At 66.0% G+C, this 17,702-nt stretch carries 20 protein-coding genes and 1 tRNA gene; 16 read left to right on the top strand and 5 right to left on the bottom strand.

Translation table 11 applies throughout. The annotated features are described in order from the left end of the window. From pgk to HTA01S_RS15565, 6 genes are all read left to right on the top strand, one after another. On the top strand, nucleotides 1–314 hold a 314-nt coding region (gene pgk, locus HTA01S_RS15590; RefSeq protein ID WP_084236142.1), incomplete at its 5' end, for a phosphoglycerate kinase. Nucleotides 315–452: 138 nt separating this feature from the next. Next, nucleotides 453–1,520: a class II fructose-bisphosphate aldolase gene (gene fba / locus HTA01S_RS15585; RefSeq protein WP_068173487.1), complete on the top strand. Its 1,068-nt coding sequence runs from the start codon at nucleotides 453–455 to the stop codon at nucleotides 1,518–1,520. Between the two features lie 140 nt (nucleotides 1,521–1,660). Then, a complete protein-coding gene (locus tag HTA01S_RS15580; protein ID WP_068173485.1) occupies nucleotides 1,661–2,167 on the top strand; it encodes a Csu type fimbrial protein in 507 nt (168 codons plus the stop codon). 9 nt (nucleotides 2,168–2,176) lie between these two features. Further along, nucleotides 2,177–2,920, top strand: coding sequence for a fimbrial biogenesis chaperone (locus tag HTA01S_RS15575; RefSeq protein WP_068173482.1), 744 nt, complete (start codon nucleotides 2,177–2,179; stop codon nucleotides 2,918–2,920). A gap of 85 nt (nucleotides 2,921–3,005) precedes the next feature. After that, nucleotides 3,006–5,219 (top strand): fimbria/pilus outer membrane usher protein, encoded by a 2,214-nt coding sequence (locus HTA01S_RS15570; RefSeq protein ID WP_169804785.1) that lies wholly within the window; start codon nucleotides 3,006–3,008, stop codon nucleotides 5,217–5,219. After that, nucleotides 5,216–5,710 carry a Csu type fimbrial protein gene (locus HTA01S_RS15565; protein ID WP_068173479.1) on the top strand — a complete coding sequence of 165 codons (495 nt, stop codon included), beginning with the start codon at nucleotides 5,216–5,218 and terminating at the stop codon, nucleotides 5,708–5,710. The genes HTA01S_RS15570 and HTA01S_RS15565 overlap by 4 nt, the downstream gene beginning before the upstream one ends. Before the next feature lie 13 nt (nucleotides 5,711–5,723). Here the strand turns inward: HTA01S_RS15565 and HTA01S_RS15560 are convergent, their stop codons facing one another. The 3 genes from HTA01S_RS15560 to HTA01S_RS15550 all read right to left on the bottom strand — a co-directional run bounded on the left by HTA01S_RS15560 (nucleotide 5,724) and on the right by HTA01S_RS15550 (nucleotide 8,070). After that, entirely contained in the window at nucleotides 5,724–6,335 is a 612-nt protein-coding gene (locus HTA01S_RS15560; protein ID WP_068173477.1) for a c-type cytochrome, read from the bottom strand. A 140-nt stretch (nucleotides 6,336–6,475) separates the two neighbouring features. Further along, nucleotides 6,476–7,756, bottom strand: a complete 1,281-nt coding sequence (locus HTA01S_RS15555) for an NAD(P)/FAD-dependent oxidoreductase (RefSeq protein ID WP_068173474.1) — start codon at nucleotides 7,754–7,756, stop codon at nucleotides 6,476–6,478. A gap of 11 nt (nucleotides 7,757–7,767) precedes the next feature. Beyond that, a complete protein-coding gene (locus HTA01S_RS15550; RefSeq protein WP_157572128.1) occupies nucleotides 7,768–8,070 on the bottom strand; it encodes a c-type cytochrome in 303 nt (100 codons plus the stop codon). 421 nt (nucleotides 8,071–8,491) lie between these two features. Here HTA01S_RS15550 and HTA01S_RS15545 point away from each other — a divergent pair, with 421 nt between their 5' ends. The 10 genes from HTA01S_RS15545 (at nucleotide 8,492) to HTA01S_RS15500 (ending at nucleotide 16,527) form a co-directional block, all read left to right on the top strand. Further along, the gene (locus tag HTA01S_RS15545; RefSeq protein ID WP_245638099.1) at nucleotides 8,492–8,905 is read left to right on the top strand and encodes an ArsR/SmtB family transcription factor; all 414 of its coding nucleotides are present in this window, start codon (nucleotides 8,492–8,494) and stop codon (nucleotides 8,903–8,905) included. Next, nucleotides 8,898–10,241: a sulfite dehydrogenase gene (gene soxC / locus HTA01S_RS15540; protein ID WP_068173473.1), complete on the top strand. Its 1,344-nt coding sequence runs from the start codon at nucleotides 8,898–8,900 to the stop codon at nucleotides 10,239–10,241. Before HTA01S_RS15545 ends, soxC begins: the two co-directional genes overlap by 8 nt. A 187-nt stretch (nucleotides 10,242–10,428) precedes the next feature. Further along, nucleotides 10,429–11,415 carry a c-type cytochrome gene (locus HTA01S_RS15535; protein WP_245638098.1) on the top strand — a complete coding sequence of 329 codons (987 nt, stop codon included), beginning with the start codon at nucleotides 10,429–10,431 and terminating at the stop codon, nucleotides 11,413–11,415. 106 nt (nucleotides 11,416–11,521) lie between these two features. Next, complete coding sequence (locus HTA01S_RS15530) at nucleotides 11,522–11,860, top strand: c-type cytochrome (RefSeq protein WP_068173471.1); 339 nt, start codon at nucleotides 11,522–11,524, stop codon at nucleotides 11,858–11,860. A gap of 35 nt (nucleotides 11,861–11,895) precedes the next feature. Next, nucleotides 11,896–12,351, top strand: coding sequence for a thiosulfate oxidation carrier protein SoxY (gene soxY / locus HTA01S_RS15525; RefSeq protein ID WP_068173468.1), 456 nt, complete (start codon nucleotides 11,896–11,898; stop codon nucleotides 12,349–12,351). Nucleotides 12,352–12,413: 62 nt separating this feature from the next. Continuing rightward, nucleotides 12,414–12,725, top strand: a complete 312-nt coding sequence (gene soxZ / locus HTA01S_RS15520) for a thiosulfate oxidation carrier complex protein SoxZ (protein ID WP_068173466.1) — start codon at nucleotides 12,414–12,416, stop codon at nucleotides 12,723–12,725. A 156-nt stretch (nucleotides 12,726–12,881) separates the two neighbouring features. Then, a complete protein-coding gene (soxA, locus tag HTA01S_RS15515) occupies nucleotides 12,882–13,691 on the top strand; it encodes a sulfur oxidation c-type cytochrome SoxA (RefSeq protein ID WP_068173464.1) in 810 nt (269 codons plus the stop codon). 15 nt (nucleotides 13,692–13,706) lie between these two features. After that, on the top strand, nucleotides 13,707–14,363 hold the full coding sequence (gene soxX, locus HTA01S_RS15510; RefSeq protein WP_068173462.1) for a sulfur oxidation c-type cytochrome SoxX: 657 nt from the start codon (nucleotides 13,707–13,709) through the stop codon (nucleotides 14,361–14,363). A 131-nt stretch (nucleotides 14,364–14,494) separates the two neighbouring features. Beyond that, nucleotides 14,495–16,219 (top strand): thiosulfohydrolase SoxB, encoded by a 1,725-nt coding sequence (gene soxB, locus HTA01S_RS15505; RefSeq protein WP_068173459.1) that lies wholly within the window; start codon nucleotides 14,495–14,497, stop codon nucleotides 16,217–16,219. Between the two features lie 41 nt (nucleotides 16,220–16,260). Beyond that, complete coding sequence (locus HTA01S_RS15500; protein ID WP_157572126.1) at nucleotides 16,261–16,527, top strand: hypothetical protein; 267 nt, start codon at nucleotides 16,261–16,263, stop codon at nucleotides 16,525–16,527. 59 nt (nucleotides 16,528–16,586) lie between these two features. Here HTA01S_RS15500 and HTA01S_RS15495 read toward each other — a convergent pair. Both HTA01S_RS15495 and HTA01S_RS15490 read right to left on the bottom strand, forming a co-directional pair. Further along, nucleotides 16,587–16,662 (bottom strand) — tRNA-Thr (locus tag HTA01S_RS15495). A 13-nt stretch (nucleotides 16,663–16,675) separates the two neighbouring features. Further along, nucleotides 16,676–17,695 carry a class 1 fructose-bisphosphatase gene (locus tag HTA01S_RS15490; protein WP_068173457.1) on the bottom strand — a complete coding sequence of 340 codons (1,020 nt, stop codon included), beginning with the start codon at nucleotides 17,693–17,695 and terminating at the stop codon, nucleotides 16,676–16,678. Nucleotides 17,696–17,702: the final 7 nt, after the last annotated feature.

Raw genomic sequence — 17,702 nt, 5'->3', positions numbered from 1 at the left:
TCCTGGACATCGGCCCCGAAACCGCCGCCACCCTGGCCGCGCAACTCAAGCAGGCCGGCACGATTGTGTGGAACGGCCCGGTGGGTGTGTTCGAGTTCGCCGCCTTCGAGAACGGTACCAAGACCATCGCGCAGGCGATTGCCGAGAGCAGCGCTTTCAGCATCGCCGGTGGTGGCGACACGCTGGCCGCCATTGCCAAGTACGGCATCGAGAAAGACGTGGGCTACATCTCCACCGGGGGTGGGGCCTTCCTCGAAGTGCTGGAGGGCAAGACCTTGCCGGCGTTCGAGGTGCTGGCGCGCCGCGCGGAATAGGTACCCCCCGCGCCGCCTGCGGCGTCACCCCCCCAGGGGGCGATGCGAGTGGCCCGGCAAAGCCGGTTCCACCGCATCCTGGCGCTGGGCTACCCCTCGTTCTTTCCATCTTGTCTTCAACCTCATCAAGGAAACACCATGGCCCTCATCTCCCTTCGCCAGCTGCTCGACCACGCCGCCGAGCACAACTACGGCCTGCCGGCCTTCAACGTCAACAACATGGAACAGGTGCAGGCCATCATGCAGGCCGCCGCCGCGGTGGACAGCCCGGTCATCCTGCAAGGCTCGGCCGGTGCGCGCTCCTACGCGGGCGAGCCCTTCCTGCGCCATCTGATCTCGGCCGCGATCGAGATGTACCCGCACATCCCCGTCTGCATGCACCAGGACCACGGCGCCGCCCCCGCCATCTGCTTCCGTTCCATCCAGTCGGGCTTCAGCTCGGTGATGATGGACGGCAGCCTGCTGGCCGACGGCAAGACGCCTTCGAGCTACGAGTACAACGTCAACACCACCAAGCAGGTGGTGGACCTGGCCCACGCCTGCGGGGTGTCGGTCGAAGGGGAGCTCGGTTGCCTGGGCTCGCTGGAAACCGGCAAGGCTGGCGAGGAAGACGGCCACGGTGCCGAAGGCGAGATGGACCACTCCATGCTGCTGACCGACCCCGACGAAGCCGCCGACTTCGTGAGCAAGACCCAGGTCGACGCGCTGGCCATCGCCATCGGCACCAGCCACGGCGCCTACAAGTTCAGCAGCAAGCCCAGCGGCAAGGTGCTGCGCATCGACCGCGTGAAAGAAATCCACCAGCGCATTCCCAACGTGCACCTGGTGATGCACGGTTCGTCCAGCGTGCCGGAAGACTGGCTGGCCATCATCAACCAGTACGGCGGCGACATGGGCGTCACCTACGGGGTGCCGGTGGAAGAGATCGTGGAAGGTATCAAGAACGGCGTGCGCAAGGTCAACATCGACACCGACCTGCGCATGGCCAGCACCGGCGCCATTCGCAAGCACCTGGCCGAAGACCGCAAGAACTTCGACCCGCGCAAGTTCTACAAGGAAGCGACCAAGGCGATGCAGGCGATCTGCGCCGCGCGCTACGAAGCGTTCGGCTCAACCGGCATGGCGAGCAGGATCACCCAGGTGCACAGCCTGGAGACGATGCAGAAGCGCTACGACAAGGGCGAGCTCGTTGCCCGGGTGGCTTGATTGATGTAGCGCAGACCTCGTAGCTGCCGGGTAGCGATTTATTTGTATCCGTGCACTAATATGATGCGTCGGGTGAGCGGGGGAGGCTGGGGGTTTGTGTCAACCCTTTCCAGGCTTGCGCGACCAAGGAGGAACAACGCATGAAAGCACGTTTTCACTGGATGGGTGCGCTGCTGGCGTTCAGCGCCGTGCCCGGCTTCTCCGCCACCACCACGGCCAACCTCAGTGTCACGGCCACCGTGACCGCCACTTGCGCCGTGGCCACCAGTCCGGTGGCGTTCGGGGTCTACGACCCCACCGGGGCAGACCTCGACACCGCAGGCGCCGTGACCGTCACCTGTACCTCGGGCACCACCTACTCGGTGGCGCTGGACGCCGGTGCCAGCCCCTCGACCCCCGGCGATGCGAGCACCCGGCGAATGGTCGATGGCGCCAACTTCCTGCCCTACGCCCTGTACCTGGATGCTGGCCGGGCCACGGTCTGGGGCGATGGCCTCAACGGGACCAGCGTGAACCCGACCACCGGCACCTTCACCGGGGACGGCACGGCCCAGGCACGGACCGTCTACGGGCGTATTGTCGCGGGGCAGTACGTGCCGCCCGGCTCCTACGCCGATACTGTCGTTGCGACCGTTACCTACAACTGAGCACCACCCATGTGGTGCCGTTGCGTCGGTCTCCTGCTGACCTGGGGATGGCCGGCGTTCGCGCTGGCCGCTGACCTGGCCGTGCAGCCTGTGCGGATCGAGCTCGCGCCGGGGCACGACCGCGCGGCCATCACGGTCACCAACCGCAGCGGGGAGGCCACCGTGATTCAGGTCGATACCCTGTCCTGGACGCAGGCCGGCGCGCAAGACCGGTTGGTGCCCACGACCGAGCTGCGGGTCAACCCGCCGATGTTCACCCTCCCTGCGGGCGGCTCCCAGGTGTTGCGCCTTGGCGTGCGGCGTGCGCCCGGCGATCTGCAGCGCGAATCCACCTACCGCCTGCTCCTGCGCGAGGTGCCTGCCGCGCCAGCCTTGCCTGGAGCGGGTTCAACACCCGTCCACGGCGTGCGCGTGCTGCTGCAGATCAGTGTGCCGGTGTATGCCGCGCCTTCGAAGATCGTTCCAGGGCAGGCCTGGCAGGCGCGGCGCGCCGCCGACGGCTCCATCGCCGTGGACCTGAGCAACACGGGCAATGCCCACATCCTCGTGACCCGCATCGCATTGCGCCCGGAGGGCGTGCTGCAGAGCGTGGAGCCGCTGGCCCAATCGCAGGCCGGCGCCGTGGTCATGGCCGGTCAGAGCCGGGGGTGGGTGCTGCGGCCCGATGCCCCCGTGTTTGGCCCGCGTGTGGTGCTGGATGCCGAGACCGACCAGGGGCGACAGCATGTGGTGCTGGATCTCAGCGTCCCTTAGGCCCCCGGGGCGCCTGGCGCTGCCGCTCCTACTGGTGATGGGCTGTGCGCTGGCCCTGGCGGGTGGGTTGGAGGGGGAGCCCCTGTTGCTGGCGGTCCGTGTCAATGGTGCCGAGGTGGGCGAGACGACCACGGTCTGGCGACTGCCCGATGGCAGCCTGAACGTGGCCGAGCAGGACTGGCTGGCCTGGCGGCTCAAGGCCCAGGATCTGCCGCGCTCGCAGATCGACGGGCGGGCCCACATCCGGCTGGCCGAGGTGCCGGGGCTCACGTACCGCATCGATGGGCCCTCGCAGACGCTTGTGTTGAGCGTGCCAGCGGCCTGGTTCACGCCGACCGAGCTCTCGTACGGTGCCGACGAGGCCTCGGACCTCACGCCCTCGCGGCCCGGTGGATTCTTCAACTACGACCTCGCATGGCAGTCGCGCAGTGGGCGCGGCAGCGGTGGCGGCCTGTTCGAGCTGGGCCTCTTCAATGGCTGGGGCAGCGGCACCACCACCGCGCTGTGGCGCGACAGCCCGGCCGGGCGCCGCCAGGTGCGGCTGGACAGCACCTGGACGCTTGACCGGCCGCAGCGCATGGAGCGCTGGCGGCTGGGCGATTCGATCAGCCGGGGCGGCAGCTGGGGCCGTTCGGTGCGGTTTGGCGGTGTCCAGTGGAGCACCGACTTCGCCGTGCGGCCCGACTTCGTTCCCTACCCGCGACCCGGCCTGGCGGGCGAAGCCGTGTTGCCGTCCACCCTCGACGTCTACCTGGACAACGTCCATGTCTGGCAGTCCGATGTGCCACCGGGGCCGTTTGAACTGGCCAACCTTCCGGTGATGAGCGGGCAGGGCGAGGTGCGCCTGGTGGTCGAGGACTTGCTGGGGCGCCAGCAGGTGATCGAGCAGTCGTACCACACGAGTCCGCAGCTCCTGCGGCCGGGCCTGCGCGATTTTTCCTACGAACTCGGTGCGATCCGGGAAGACTACGGCCTGGCAAATGCCCACTACGGACGCTCGATGCTGGTGGCGACCGACCGGCTCGGGGTGCGGCCGGACTTCACCCGCGAGTGGCGCGCCGAGCTCACGAGCCAGCAGCAGGCGGTGGGCGCTGCCGGGGTCTGGCTGGTGCCGCCCTTGCAGGGCATCCACGTGGGTACGCTGAACTTCGCCGCGGCCGCCAGCCACAGCCCTGCGGGGCGGGGCACCCTGCTGTCGCTCGGCCTGGAGCGCCGCACGCGGGGCATCAGCTTCAGCGGGCAGGTGCAGCATGCCAGCCGGGAATTTGCGCAGATCGGTCAGCGGGCGGACCAGGCGCCGCGGCAGCGGCTGGTGGCCAGCCTGGGGATTCCGCTGGGTGGCCGCTCACTCGGCTTGGGTTTCGTGCGGCAGACGTTGTGGGCCGGTGACGATCACCGCCTGCTGTCCGCCAGCTACAGCATGCGGCTGGGTCGGTCGGCGCAACTCGGCCTGTACGCGGTGCGCAGCAACGCGGCGAACAACCGGCTGCACGCCGGCGTGATCCTGACCATGGCAGTGGACGATCGAACCACCCTGAGTGCCGATGTCGGGCGTCGGCGCGAGCGTACCCGCTACAGCCTGCAGGCACAGCGCAACCTGCCCGCGGGGGACGGCTGGGGCTACCGCCTGCAGGCCCGCGACGGCGGGATGTTCGCGGTCGCGGCGAGCCTGCGCAGCCCCTACGCCGACGTGGTGGCCGAAGCGGTGCACACGGGCGGCGCCATGGAGCACCGCGCCAGCGTGAGCGGCGGTGTGGCCCTCGCAGGGGGCGGTCTGATGCTGACGCGAAGCCTGGGTGGCAGTTTCGCCGTGGTCCAGGTGGCCGACTACGCCGGGGTGCGCGTGTACCGGGACCACCAGGAAGTCGCGCGCACCAACGCCAGAGGCCTGGCCCTGGTGACGGATCTGCGCGCCTACCAGAAGAATCCGATCGAGATCGAGCAGGCCGATCTGCCGCTCGAGGCCGACGTGGGCGCGCTCAAGCTGGTGCTGACGCCGGCGCTGCGCAGCGGGGTCGTGGCGGACTTCCCGGTGCGAAGTGGTCGCGGCGCGAGTCTGCGGCTGCTGGGCCCTGGAGGCGTTCCACTGCCGCCCGGCACGCCCGTGCGGGTGGATGGCGACGAGCGGACGTTCCCGGTGGGTTTTGACGGGCGGCTGTTCGTCAACCGCATCCGTGACGGCCTGCGCCTGAGCGCCGAATGGAACGGTCGTCGCTGTGGCGCCCATCTGCCACAGGAGGCGATCGCGGAGGGCCTGTCGGACCTGGGGAACGTGGTGTGTGAAGGAGTCGAACGATGAAGAAAAGACTGCTCGGGGTTGGTTTGGGTCTGGGCCTGCTTGGCCTGTCCCCGTCCGCGTTCGCGCTGTGCACGGTCCTGTGCTCGTGTTCGGCCAGCACCTCTTCTGTGGCCTTTGGCGTCCACGACCCGCTGTCGGGCAGCGCCACCAGTTCCACCGGGAACGTGGCCGTGACCTGCGGGGGCGTGCTGGGTTTGCTGGTGCCCTACGACATCGAGTTGAGCCCGGGCGGTTATGGCACCTACAGCGCGCGCCAGATGGGCAGCGGGGCGAACCGCCTCAATTACAACCTCTACACCTCCGGCGCCTACGCCACGGTCTGGGGGGACGGCAGTGGAAGCACCCAGATCGTCTCCGGCAGCGTCACCATCGTGCTGCTGGGCGGCACCACCGAGAACCACACGGTGTTTGGTCGCATCCCGGCCGGACAGACCAGCGTGGTGCCCGGCAGCTACAGCGACACCGTCACCGTCACGGTGATCTACCAGTGAAGCGCGTGCCCGCTCACTTGCTGCTGACGTATTCGGCCACCGCCGCCATCTCCAGCTCTGTCATCTTCTCCACCACCGTGTGCATCACCGCGTTGTCGTTGGTGCGCTCGCGCTTGTTGAACGACTTCAGCTGGGTGTGGATGTAGCCCGAGAACTGGGTTGCGAGGCGGGGCAGGTTGGCCGAGCCTTCGGCGTTGGCGCCGTGGCAGCTCACGCAGGCCGGCACGCCGCTGAACTTGTTGCCGTTGTAGAAGATGTAGCGGCCCACGGCGGCGAGCTGCGGATCTTTCGGCTCTTCGCGCGGAATGCTCATCTTCTCGTAGTACTTGCCCAGCGCCAGCATCTCGTCGGGCGTGAGCTTGGCCACCATCTCGACCATGGCCGTGCTCTTGCGCTGGCCGTTCTTGAAGGCGGTGAGCTGCTTGGCGATGTACTCGGCGTGTTGCCCGGCCAGACGCGGAAAGATCTCGCTCGTGGATTCGCCCTGCACCCCATGGCACAGGAAGCAGGAACCCCCCGCGATCTTCTTCGCGCGGGCCTCGTCGGCCTGGGCCCAGGCGCCCGAGGCGCCGACCAGGAGGGCCGCCCCGAGGGCGGTGCCGGTCCATGATTTGAAGCCATTCATTTGTTTGATTTCCTTTGCACACGAAGCCGCGCCCCCAGAGCATCGCGGAACCGGCTTCGCCGGGCCGCAGATGCTGCCCTCTTGAGGGGGGTGACGCCGCAGGCGGCGCGGGGGGGAGTCACGTCCTGCGACGCGGGGGGTCAAGCCAAACTATCTGCCCAGATGTTGCGCGCCCAGGCGTGGGCGTAGCGGCCTTCGAGTTCGCTGGCCGCTACCGACACGCCGCCCGCACCGGGCACCGGCAGCATGGTCTTCTTGTCGGCGTCGTAGCGGTGCACGCTGGCCACGTGCACCACGTCTTCGTCGGTCACGAAGCTGTAGCAGGTGTTGGCGTAGATCGGCAGCGAAGGCGGCGCCTTGCCCGCGAGCAGGGACACCACGGCTGCGGCGCAGGTCTTGCCGTGCTGGTTGGCCATGTGGCCCGACTTGGGCATGCCCGGGGCGATCTGGATCGCGTCGCCCAGCACATGGAGGTTCTTGTGGGCCTTGGACTCAAAGGTCAGGAAGTCCACCTCGCACCAGCGGCCGTTGGCCGTGGCCAGGCCGGTCTTCACGGCGATCTCGCCCGCGCGCATGTTGGGCACCACGTTGGCCACGGCGGCCTTGAAGTCGTCGTTGAACTCGAATTTCAGGGTGTTGGTGGCGGCGTCCACGTCCACCACCTTGTGCTTGGGCCGGTAGTCGATCATGCCGTCGTAGTGCTCCTTCCAGGCCTTCATGAACAGGCCTTTCTTGGACTGGATGTCGTCGTTGGCGTCGAAGATCACCACCTTGCTCCTGGGCTTGGCCTTCTTGAAGTAGTTGGCCACCATGCAGGCGCGCTCGTAGGGGCCGGGCGGGCAGCGGTAGGGCGCCTGCGGGATCGACAGCGCGTACACGCCGCCATCGGGCATGGCTTCGAGCTGCTGGCGCAGCGCCACGGTCTGGGCGCCGGCCTTCCAGGCGTGCAGCACCTTGTCCTGCGCGCCGGGCTTGGCCATGCCGGGCAGGCTGTCCCACATGAAGTCGATGCCGGGCGAGAGGATCAGGCGGTCGTAGGGCAGTTCGGCGCCGCCCGCGAGCTTGACCGTGCGTTTGTCGGGGTCGATGCTGGCGACCCGATCGCGCACGATCTTCACGCCATGGCGTTTGGCGAGGTTGTCGTAGGGCGTGGTGATGTCGGCGAGCGTCTTGCTGCCCTGGATCACCAGGTTGGAGATGGGGCAGGAGACGAAGGCCGCATTGGGCTCGACCAGGGTGACCTGGACACCGTGGTCGGAGAACAGGCGCACGTATTTGGCGGCGGTGGCGCCGCCGTAGCCCCCACCGACCACCACCACCTTGGCGCCGCTGCCGCCCGGGGTGGCGCAACCGCTCATGAGGCCCAGACCGGCGATGGCGGAGCCCGCGCCGAGCGTTTGTACAAATTGACGACGTTGCATGACCGGTCTCCTTATTTCTTTTGGGCGGCGAAGTAGGCGGCGATCTGCTGGAGCTGCTCGTCGGAGTAGCCCTTGGAGATCTGGTGCATGAGGGTGGCGGGCTTGCGGCCGGTCTTGAAGTCCATCAGCTTCTGGACCAGCTCGTCCTTGTCCTTGCCGGCCAGGGGCTCGTTGCCCTGCAGGGCCCGGCCATCGGTGCCATGGCAGTTGGCGCAGGCCGAAGCCCAGACCCTGACCTGATCGACCTGGGCTTGCGCCCCCACGGCGGCGGCGCACAACGCGCCCGCAGCCAGCCATTTCATTGTTGTGACCATCTTCACCTCCTGGGGTTGGGTTGAACCGAGCAGCCTCTGAAAACTGTAGCAGGGCCCCATACGGAACCGTATTAATCAGTGTTTACGCATATTTAAATGCTTGATGCTAGCATCGCCCGCCGGCCCGTCTGGACCGTGAAAACCCTAGCGCTTTTGGCCGCAGTTTTTCGGTCGCGGTCAGCCAGGGGTCAGCCACAAGCGTTGGAAAACCCCGGCCCGGCATGGGGGCTCCCGGACGGTTTCTGGTGGGCCGGGTACGCGCTGTGCGGGGCGCGGAGGGCACGATGAAGCGTGCGACGCAGGGTGCCGCCCGTCAGAAAAGTGGAGAAATTCGGGTTTACACTAATCTGTATATAGGCAATCAATCATATAGTTAATTGATCGAAATCAAACCCAGGCCGGAGACATATCTGTGGATGACATGCACGAGGTTTTTGAGTCCGTGGCGCGCTACTTCAGCGTGCTGGGCGAGCCCACGCGCCTGCGCATCCTGCACGCGCTGTGCCAGGAGGAAAAGTGCGTCAACGGGATCATCCGGGTGACCGGCCTGGCGCAGGCCAATGTGTCACGGCACCTGGGTCTGATGTACCAGGCCGGCATGCTGTCGCGCCGCCGCGAAGGGACCCAGATCTTCTACAAGGTGGCCGACCCGATGTACATCGAGCTGTGCCGCACGGTGTCGATGCAGGTCCTGGGCCGCCTTGAAAACGCAGCGAAATCGGGCGACGGCCTGCGCCATTTCGCCGACGACATTTCCCCCGACCCGGCCGCGCAGGTGCCGGCCAACTCCCGACGAACTCCCCCCGCCAACCAGAAGGAAAAAGCAAGTGTCTAAAGACCTGAGCGACGTCATTGGGCGCGTCCTGCCCGCGCCGGAGCATTTTTTGAGTCCCGAGAAGCTGGAGCAGGCCCGCAAGGCCCGCCGCCGTTTCATGGGCACCGCGCTGGCCATGGGCGCCGGCGTGGCCGCCTCGGCGGGTGCCGCCACCCGCGCCATGGCGGCCGAAGGCGAAGAAGCCATCCTGAAACTGCCCGAGCACAGCACGGGCCTGGGCCAGTCGGTGGTGACCGATGGCTACGGCAAGCCCAGCAAGTGGGAAGCCAACCTGCAGCGCCGCCAGAGCCCGGGCCTCACCCGGGTGAACCAGGCGTCGGTGAGCTTCACGCCGCTGCAGGGCCTGTTCGGCATCATCACGCCCAGCGGCCTGCACTTCGAGCGCCACCACCAGGGCTGGTGGGACATCGACCCCAGCAAGCACCGTTTGATGGTCAACGGCCTCGTGAAGCGGCAGCGCGTCTTCACCATGGACGACCTGATGCGCCTGCCCAGTGTCTCGCGCATCCACTTCATCGAATGCGGCGCCAATTCGGCCACCGAGTGGGGCAATGTGGCCGTGCCCACCGTGCAGTACACGCACGGCATGGTGAGCTGCTCGGAATTCACGGGCGTGCTGCTGTCCACGCTGCTGGAGATGTGCGGCGTCGACAAGAAGGCCGCGAAGTATGTGCTGGCCGAAGGCGCCGATGGTTCCTCGATGACGCGCACGATCGACATCGAGCGCGCCATGGACGACTGCATCGTCGCCTGGGCCATGAACGGCGAGATGCTGCGCCCCGAAAACGGCTACCCGCTGCGCCTGGTGGTGCCGGGTGTGCAGGGTGTGAGCTGGGTCAAGTACCTGCGGCGCATCGAGGTGGGTGACCAGAAGTACGCCGCCAAGGACGAGGCAGTGCACTACATCGACCACATGCCCGACGGCACGCACCGCCAGTACACCGGCATCCAGGAAACCAAGAGCGTGATCACCACGCCCTCGGGCAGCCAGACGCTGCTGGACAGGGGCTACTACAACGTGACTGGCCTGGCCTGGTCGGGTCGCGGCACGATCAAGCGGGTGGACGTGAGCGTGGACGGGGGCCGCAACTGGCGCAGCGCGCGCATCGAAGGCCCGGTGCTGCCCAAGGCGCTCACGCGTTTCAACATCGACTGGGTGTGGGACGGCAAGCCCGCCATTCTGCAGAGCCGTGCCATCGACAGCACCGGCTACGTGCAGCCCAAGATCAACCAGCTGCGGGCCGTGCGCGGCACGCGCTCCGTGTACCACCAGAACGCCATCCAGAGCTGGCTGGTGTCCGAAAACGGTGAAGTCTCCAACGTGCAGGTTTATTGACATGAACACCCCCGTCGCTTTTTCACTTCGTGTAAACGCATCCCCCCTCAAGGGGGCAAAGCCTGTCGCCCGGCGAAGCCGGTTCGACGGCTTTCTGGGCTGTTCACGGGGCATCGCTTCGCTCGCCCTTGCTTTGCTCGGCAGCGTTTCTGTTTCCTCGTTTGCCCAGGACAAACCGTGGTCCAACATGGGTCGCGATGCGACGCCGGCCGAGGTCAAGGCCTGGGACATCGATGTGCGCCCTGACTTCAAGGGCCTGCCCGCGGGTGCCGGCAGTGTCTCGCTGGGCGAGACGGTGTGGGAGGGCAAGTGCGCTTCCTGCCACGGCACTTTCGGTGAGTCCAACGAGGTGTTCACGCCCCTCATCGGCGGCACCACGAAGGACGATATCAGGACCGGCCGCGTGAAGGGGCTGGAAGAGGGCAAGAGCATCGTGCCGCAGAAGACGACCCTCATGAAGGTGGCGACCGTCTCCACGCTGTTTGACTACATCAACCGCGCCATGCCCTGGAACGCGCCCAAGACGCTCAAGACCGACGAGGTCTATGGCGTGCTGGCCTACCTGCTGAGCCTGGCCGAGGTGGTGCCCGCCGACTTCACGCTGAGCGACAAGAACATCGCCGAGGTGCAAAAGCGCATGCCCAACCGCAACGGCATGGTGTTCTACGAACCGCTGTGGAAGGCCAACGGCAAGGGCGACGTGAAGAACGTGGCCTGCATGAAGAACTGCGCCGTCGATCCGGTGGTCCACTCTTCGCTGCCCGCGTTTGCGCGCGATGCGCACGGCAACATCGCCGAGCAGAACCGCATCATCGGGCCGGTGCGCGGCGCCGATACGACCCGGCCCGCACCCAAAGGCCCGGTGGGTTCGACCCCGGCACCCAAGGCGGTGGTGGTGGCCGCCGCGGCCCCGGCCGGGGGCGACGTCAAGGGCTTGCTGGCGACCAACGCCTGCACCGCCTGCCACGGCGTGAAGAACAAGATCGTGGGGCCGGGCTTCAACGAGATCGCCGCCAAACACAAGGGTCGGGCCGACCTCGAAGCCTATCTGGCCGGCAAGATCAAGTCCGGTGGCACGGGGGTGTGGGGTTCCGTGCCCATGCCGCCGCAGGACCAGCTCAATGACGCCGACGCCCGATCCATCGCCCAGTGGATCGCGGCCGGCGCCCGCTGAGCCGCCGCTCTTGAACACGGCTCACTCCGACCAATATGGTTGTACTCAAATATATTCGCATCTACTCGTTAACCCCATTCGTTTCAACCCAAGGAGACCCTAAGCTATGAAGATGGATTTCAAACAGACCGTCCTGGCCGCCGCGGCCCTGCTGACCACAGCGGGTGTCTTCGCGGTGGATGCGGCGGCGGCCAAGGCACTGGCGTCCAAAAGCGCCTGTCTGGCCTGCCATGCGGCCGACAAGAAGATCGTGGGCCCGGCCTACAAGGACGTGGCTGCGAAGTACAAGGGCCAGTCCGATGCGCCGGACAAAGTGGCCGCGCGCATCAAGTCGGGCGGCTCCGGTCTCTACGGCCCGGTGCCCATGCCCCCACAGGCGGCGCTGAAAGACGACGAACTTAAACTGCTGGCCGCCTGGGTTCTGGCTGGCGCGCCCGACAAATAAACCCACTCACCTCTTTTTCTTTTCAGGAGTTCGACATGAACAATTCCCGCCGCACCGCCCTCAAGACCACCGGCGCGTTCGCCACGCTGGTGTCGCTGGGCATCGTCACCCAGAGCCAGGCCCAGGCCGCCGTGGAGCAGGCCAGCTTCCAGGTCAAAACCCTGGACGACGCGCTCAAGGCCATCGGCGGTACCCCCGCCACCAGCGACCAGGTCAGCGTGGTCTCGCCCGACATCGCCGAGAACGGTGCCGTGGTGCCCGTGGGCGCCACCAGCAAGCTGCCCAACACGACCGAGATGTACCTGATCGTCGAGAAGAACCCCACGCCCCTGTCGTGCGCGTTCTTCATTCCCGCCGGCACCGAAGCCGACGTGCAGACCCGTCTGAAGATGGGCCAGAGCACCAACGTGATCGCGGTCGTCAAGGCCGACGGCAAGCTGTTCTCGGCGTCCAAGGAAACCAAGGTGACGCTGGGTGGATGCGGCGGCTGATCGCCCCGAACCCACACCCCGCAAGCCCACCCACCACTTTTTTGAATTGATAGGAGTCCATCATGGCAGACCCGATGCGCATCCGTGCCGCCCTCGCTGGTGAAGTCACCACCGTTCGCGTGCTCATGTCCCACCCCATGGAACCCGGTACCCGCAAAGACGCGGCCGGCGCCCTCATCCCCGCCCACTTCATCCGCGACGTGGAAGCCACCAGCAACGGCAAGACCGTGCTCAAGGCCATGTTCAGCGGCTCGGTGTCGCAGAACCCCTTCCTGTCCTTCAAGTTCAAGGGCGGCGCCAAGGGCGACAAGATCGTGGTGAAGTGGACCGACAGCAAAGGTGAGTCCCGCACCGACGAAGCCGCTATCGCTTGAATCGGGTGACCCACCCCCGCCGCGCGGGGACGGCCACACCCCCGCCGCGCTTTGCGCGACCCCCTCAAGGGGGCGTCGCCTGCGGCCCGGCGGAGCCGGTTCCGCGGTGACCTTGGCGGTTGGAGACCGCGCCGAATACAACGAAGGAGATACCTCATGAAACTCACTGCTTGCGGCGCCGCTTTGGCGCTGAGTGGTCTGCTCGCCGCAGGCGCTGTGCATGCCCAGGGCAACGCCGCGCTCGACGGCATTGCAAAGTACCGCGAGATGCTGCAGGACGGCAACCCCGCCGAACTGTTCGAAATGAAGGGCGAGGAGCTCTGGAAGAAAAAACGGGGGCCGAAAAACGCTTCGCTCGAACAGTGCGATCTGGGCAAGGGCCCCGGGGTCGTCGCGGGCGCCTTCGTGGAGCTGCCGAAATACTTCAAGGACACCGGCCGCGTGCAGGACCTGGAAACGCGCCTGATCACCTGCATGGAGACCCTGCAGGGCTTCGATGCCGCCGAGATCATGAAGACACCGTTCGGCAAGGGCGAAATGGCCAACGTGACGGCGCTCGCCACCTACGTGGCCACGGCTTCCAAAGGCCTGCGCTTCAACCTCTCGCAAGCCCACGAGCAGGAAAAGACCATGTACGAAGTGGGCAAGCGCCTGTTCTTCGCGCGCGGCGGCCCGCACGACTTTTCGTGCGCTTCGTGCCACGGCACCGACGGCGGGCGCATCCGCCTGCAGGATCTGCCCAACCTGACCAAGAACCCGGGTGACGGCATCGGCTTTGCCGCCTGGCCCGCCTACCGCGTGTCCAACTCGCAGATGTGGGGCATGCAGCTGCGCCTGAACGACTGCTACCGCCAGCAACGTTTCCCCGAGCCCAAGTTCGGCAGCGAAGCCACCATCGCGCTGGGCGTCTACATGGGCGTCAACGCCAAGAGCGCCGAGTCCATCGTGCCGGCCATCAAGCGCTGATCTGGAGACACCGACATGAACACAAGCATGAAATACGCCCTGATTCCCGTGGCCGCTGCTCTGGTTGCGCTGGCCGGCTGCACGTCTTCGCCTTCCGGGGCTGGCTATGACAAGGCCGCTGCCGAGGTGATGAAGACCTCGTTCCAGGACCGCGGCATCGCCAAGGTGGACCGCCTGGTGCAGGACGAAGCCAACCGCCTGTGCAGCGCCGCCGACGTGGCCGGCCAGCCGCTCGACGAGAAGACCGCCAAGGCGATCGAAGCCGCCGAACTCAAGACCGTGAAGATGCCCAGCGACGGCAAGTTCCTCGGCGACTGGAAAGAGGGCGAGAAGATCGCCCAGAGCGGGCGCGGCCTGACCTGGAGCGACAAGGCCGGCGACGCCAACGGCGGCAACTGCTACAACTGCCACCAGATCAGCAAGGAAGAAATCTCCTTCGGCAACCTGGGCCCCAGCCTCTACAACTACGCCAAGCTGCGCGGCGCGACCGACCTGAACAGCCCGGCGGGCAAGGCCATCGTGGAATACACCTGGGGCAAGCTGTGGAACTCGCGTGCCTACAACGCCTGTTCGCAAATGCCACGCGCCGGGCACAAGGGCATCCTGACCGAGAAGCAGATCCAGCACGTGATGGCGCTGCTGCTGGACCCGAAGTCTCCCGTCAACCAATAACCCAACCTCACCCAGCCGCGCACGATGCCCTGCAACCCAGGGCATCGCGGGACCGGCTTTGCCGGGCCGCAGATGCCGCCCCCTTGAGGGGGTCGCGCGCAGCGCGGCAGGGGTGCTACCGAAAGATATTTATGAGCTTCAGCCGCCGCGAATTCATGCAGGTGCTGGCCGTGGCCGGTGCCACTGGCATGGCGCTCAGCCACAAGGATGTGTTGGCCGCCACGCCCGGCGCGGGCGAGCGCCTGTACGACGTGCCCAAGTTCGGCAACGTCAGCTTCCTGCACTTCACCGACTGCCATGCCCAGCTGCAGCCGATCTATTTCCGCGAGCCCAACGTCAACCTCGGCGTGGCCGAGGCCGTGGGCCGCCCGCCCCACATCGTGGGCGAACAGCTGCTCAAGCACTTCGGCTTCAAGCCCAACACCGCGGCGGCGCACGCCTTCACCTACCTCAACTTCTCGCAGGCCGCCAGGACCTACGGCAAGGTGGGGGGCTTCGCCCACCTGAGCACGCTGGTCAAGCAGCTCAAGGCCAGCCGCCCGCACGCGCTGCTGCTCGACGGCGGCGACACCTGGCAGGGCTCGGCCACCTCGCTGTGGACGAATGGGCAGGACATGGTGGACGCCTGCAAGCTGCTGGGCGTGAACATGATGACCCCGCACTGGGAGTTCACCTTCGGCGCCAAGCGCGTGCAGGAGATCGTGGAAAAGGACTTCAAGGGCCACATCGAATTCCTGGCGCAGAACGTCAAGACCACCGACTTCGGCGACCTCGTGTTCTCGCCGTATTCCATGCGCGAGATGAACGGCGTGAAGGTGGCCGTGATCGGCCAGGCCTTCCCTTACACCCCGATCGCCAACCCGCGCTACATGGTGCCCGACTGGTCCTTCGGCATCCAGGACGAGAACATGCAGAAGACGGTGGACGAAGCCCGCGCCAAGGGCGCGCAGGTGGTGGTCGTGCTGTCGCACAACGGCATGGACGTGGACATCAAGATGGCCTCGCGCGTGCGCGGCATCGACGCCGTGCTGGGCGGCCACACCCACGACGGCATGCCCGCACCGGTGATCGTGAAAAACGCCGGTGGCCAGACCCTGGTGACCAACGCCGGCTCTAACAGCAAGTACCTGGGCGTGCTCGACTTCGACGTGCGCGGTGGCAAGGTGCAGGACTTCCGCTACAAGCTGCTGCCCGTGTTCTCCAACCTGCTGCCGGCCGACAAGGAGATGCAGGCCTACATCGACAAGGTGCGCGCGCCGTTCAAGGACAAGCTCGAAGAGAAGCTCGCCGTGACCGAAGACCTGCTGTACCGCCGCGGCAATTTCAACGGCTCGTGGGACCAGGTGATCTGCGACGCCCTGATCGAAGGCAAGGGCGCCGACATGTCGTTCTCGCCCGGCGTGCGCTGGGGCACCTCGCTGCTGCCCGGCGACGTGATCACCTACGAACGCATGATGGACCAGATGGCGCTGACCTACCCGGCCACCACGCTCAACGAGTTCACCGGCGAACAGATCAAGGGCATTCTCGAAGACATCGCGGACAACATCTTCAACCCCGACCCCTACTACCAGCAGGGCGGCGACATGGTGCGCGTGGGTGGCCTGAGCTACAGCCTGGCGCCCAAGGCCGCGGTCGGCCAGCGCATCAACAACATGACGCTCAAAGGCAAACCGATCGACGCCGACAAGAAGTACAAGGTGGCCGGCTGGGCCTCGGTGCAGGAGGGCGTGCAGGGCGAACCGATCTGGGACCTGGTTTCGGGCTACCTGCGCGACAAGAAGGTCATCAAGGACGTGAAGATCAACACCCCGCAGCTCATCGGCATGGAAGGCAATCCGGGCATGGTGGTCTGAGCGGCAAGCCCCTGAGGCGAACGGGTGGAGCGGCGTTTGTTATGCTGCGTCCGCCTGTTTTTTCTCAAGGATTTTCGATGATCAAGACTGCAGGGATGTTGATCGCGGCGCTGGTGCTCGCGGGATGTGCATCTTCCAAACCTCCATCCTGGCAAAAGCCCGATGTGAGCGCCAATGACACCTATACCCAGTTGTCCGAGTGCCGCTTTCAGGTGGGACTGAGCAAGGTCCCCAAGTCCGAGCAAGAGCTCATGGAGGCGCATTGCATGCGCGGCAAAGGTTTCCGGCTGCTGGCCAGCGACAACTGAACCGGGACGCCCAGCAAAAAGCCCCTTCACAGCGCTGCTGTGAAGGGGCTTTTACTTGTTGGTGCCGGAGAGATGAATCGAACACCCGACCTTCTCATTACGAATGAGCTGCTCTACCGACTGAGCTACACCGGCTTGTAGCCCAAGATTATAGCGTGCTGTGGTAGCTGGTCAGCCGGTCAACCTCATTCTTTGAACCCAGCATCACGCTGACACGCTCGTGCAGCTTGGTGGGCTGGATGTCGAGGATGCGCTGGCGCCCGTTGGTGGCGGCGCCACCGGCCTGTTCGACCAGCCAGCTCATGGGGTTGGCTTCGTACATCAGGCGCAGCTTGCCTGGCTTGTCGGGTTCGCGCTTGTCCCAGGGGTACAGGAATACGCCGCCGCGGGTGAGGATGCGGTGCACATCGGCCACCATGGACGCCACCCAGCGCATGTTGAAGTCCTTGCCGCGCGGGCCGTCCTTGCCGGCCAGGCATTCGTCCACGTAGCGCTTCACCGGGGCATCCCAGTGGCGCATATTGCTCATGTTGATGGCGAACTCCCGGGTGTCGGCCGGGATCTGCACGTTCTCCCGGGTCAGAACGAAGGAGCCCTGTTCGCGGTCCAGCGTGAACATGGCCACGCCGTCGCCCACGGTCAGCACCAGGGTGGTCTGTGGACCGTAGACACAGTAGCCCGCGGCCACTTGCTGGCTGCCGGGTTGGAGGAAGTCCTGTTCGCACACGGGCTCGATGGTGTCGGGGTTGTCGTTGCCCTTCTTGAGCACCGAGAAGATGGTGCCGATGCTCACGTTGACGTCGATGTTCGACGAACCGTCGAGCGGGTCGAACATCAGCAGGTATTCGCCTTGGGGGAAGCGGTTGGGCACCACGTAGATGCTGTCCATTTCCTCGCTGGCCATGGCGGCGAGGTGGCCACCCCATTCGTTGGCCTCGATCAGCACCTCGTTGGCGATGATGTCGAGCTGCTTCTGGACTTCGCCTTGCACGTTTTCGGTGTCGGCGACGCCGAGCACACCACCGAGATCGCCTTTGTTGACGGCCTGGCTGATGCTCTTGCAGGCGCGCGCGACCACTTCGAGCAGCAGGCGCAGGTCGCCGGGGATGTGGCCGTCGACGCGCTGCTGTTCGACGAGGTAGCGGGTGAGGGAGATGCGTTTGGTCATGGTTCTT

It is taken from the genome of Hydrogenophaga taeniospiralis CCUG 15921 (assembly GCF_001592305.1).
GTDB classification, from domain to species: Bacteria; Pseudomonadota; Gammaproteobacteria; order Burkholderiales; family Burkholderiaceae_C; genus Hydrogenophaga; species Hydrogenophaga taeniospiralis.
Note: the sequence above shows the minus strand (reverse complement) of the source record. Positions and strands in the feature narration are given on the sequence as shown.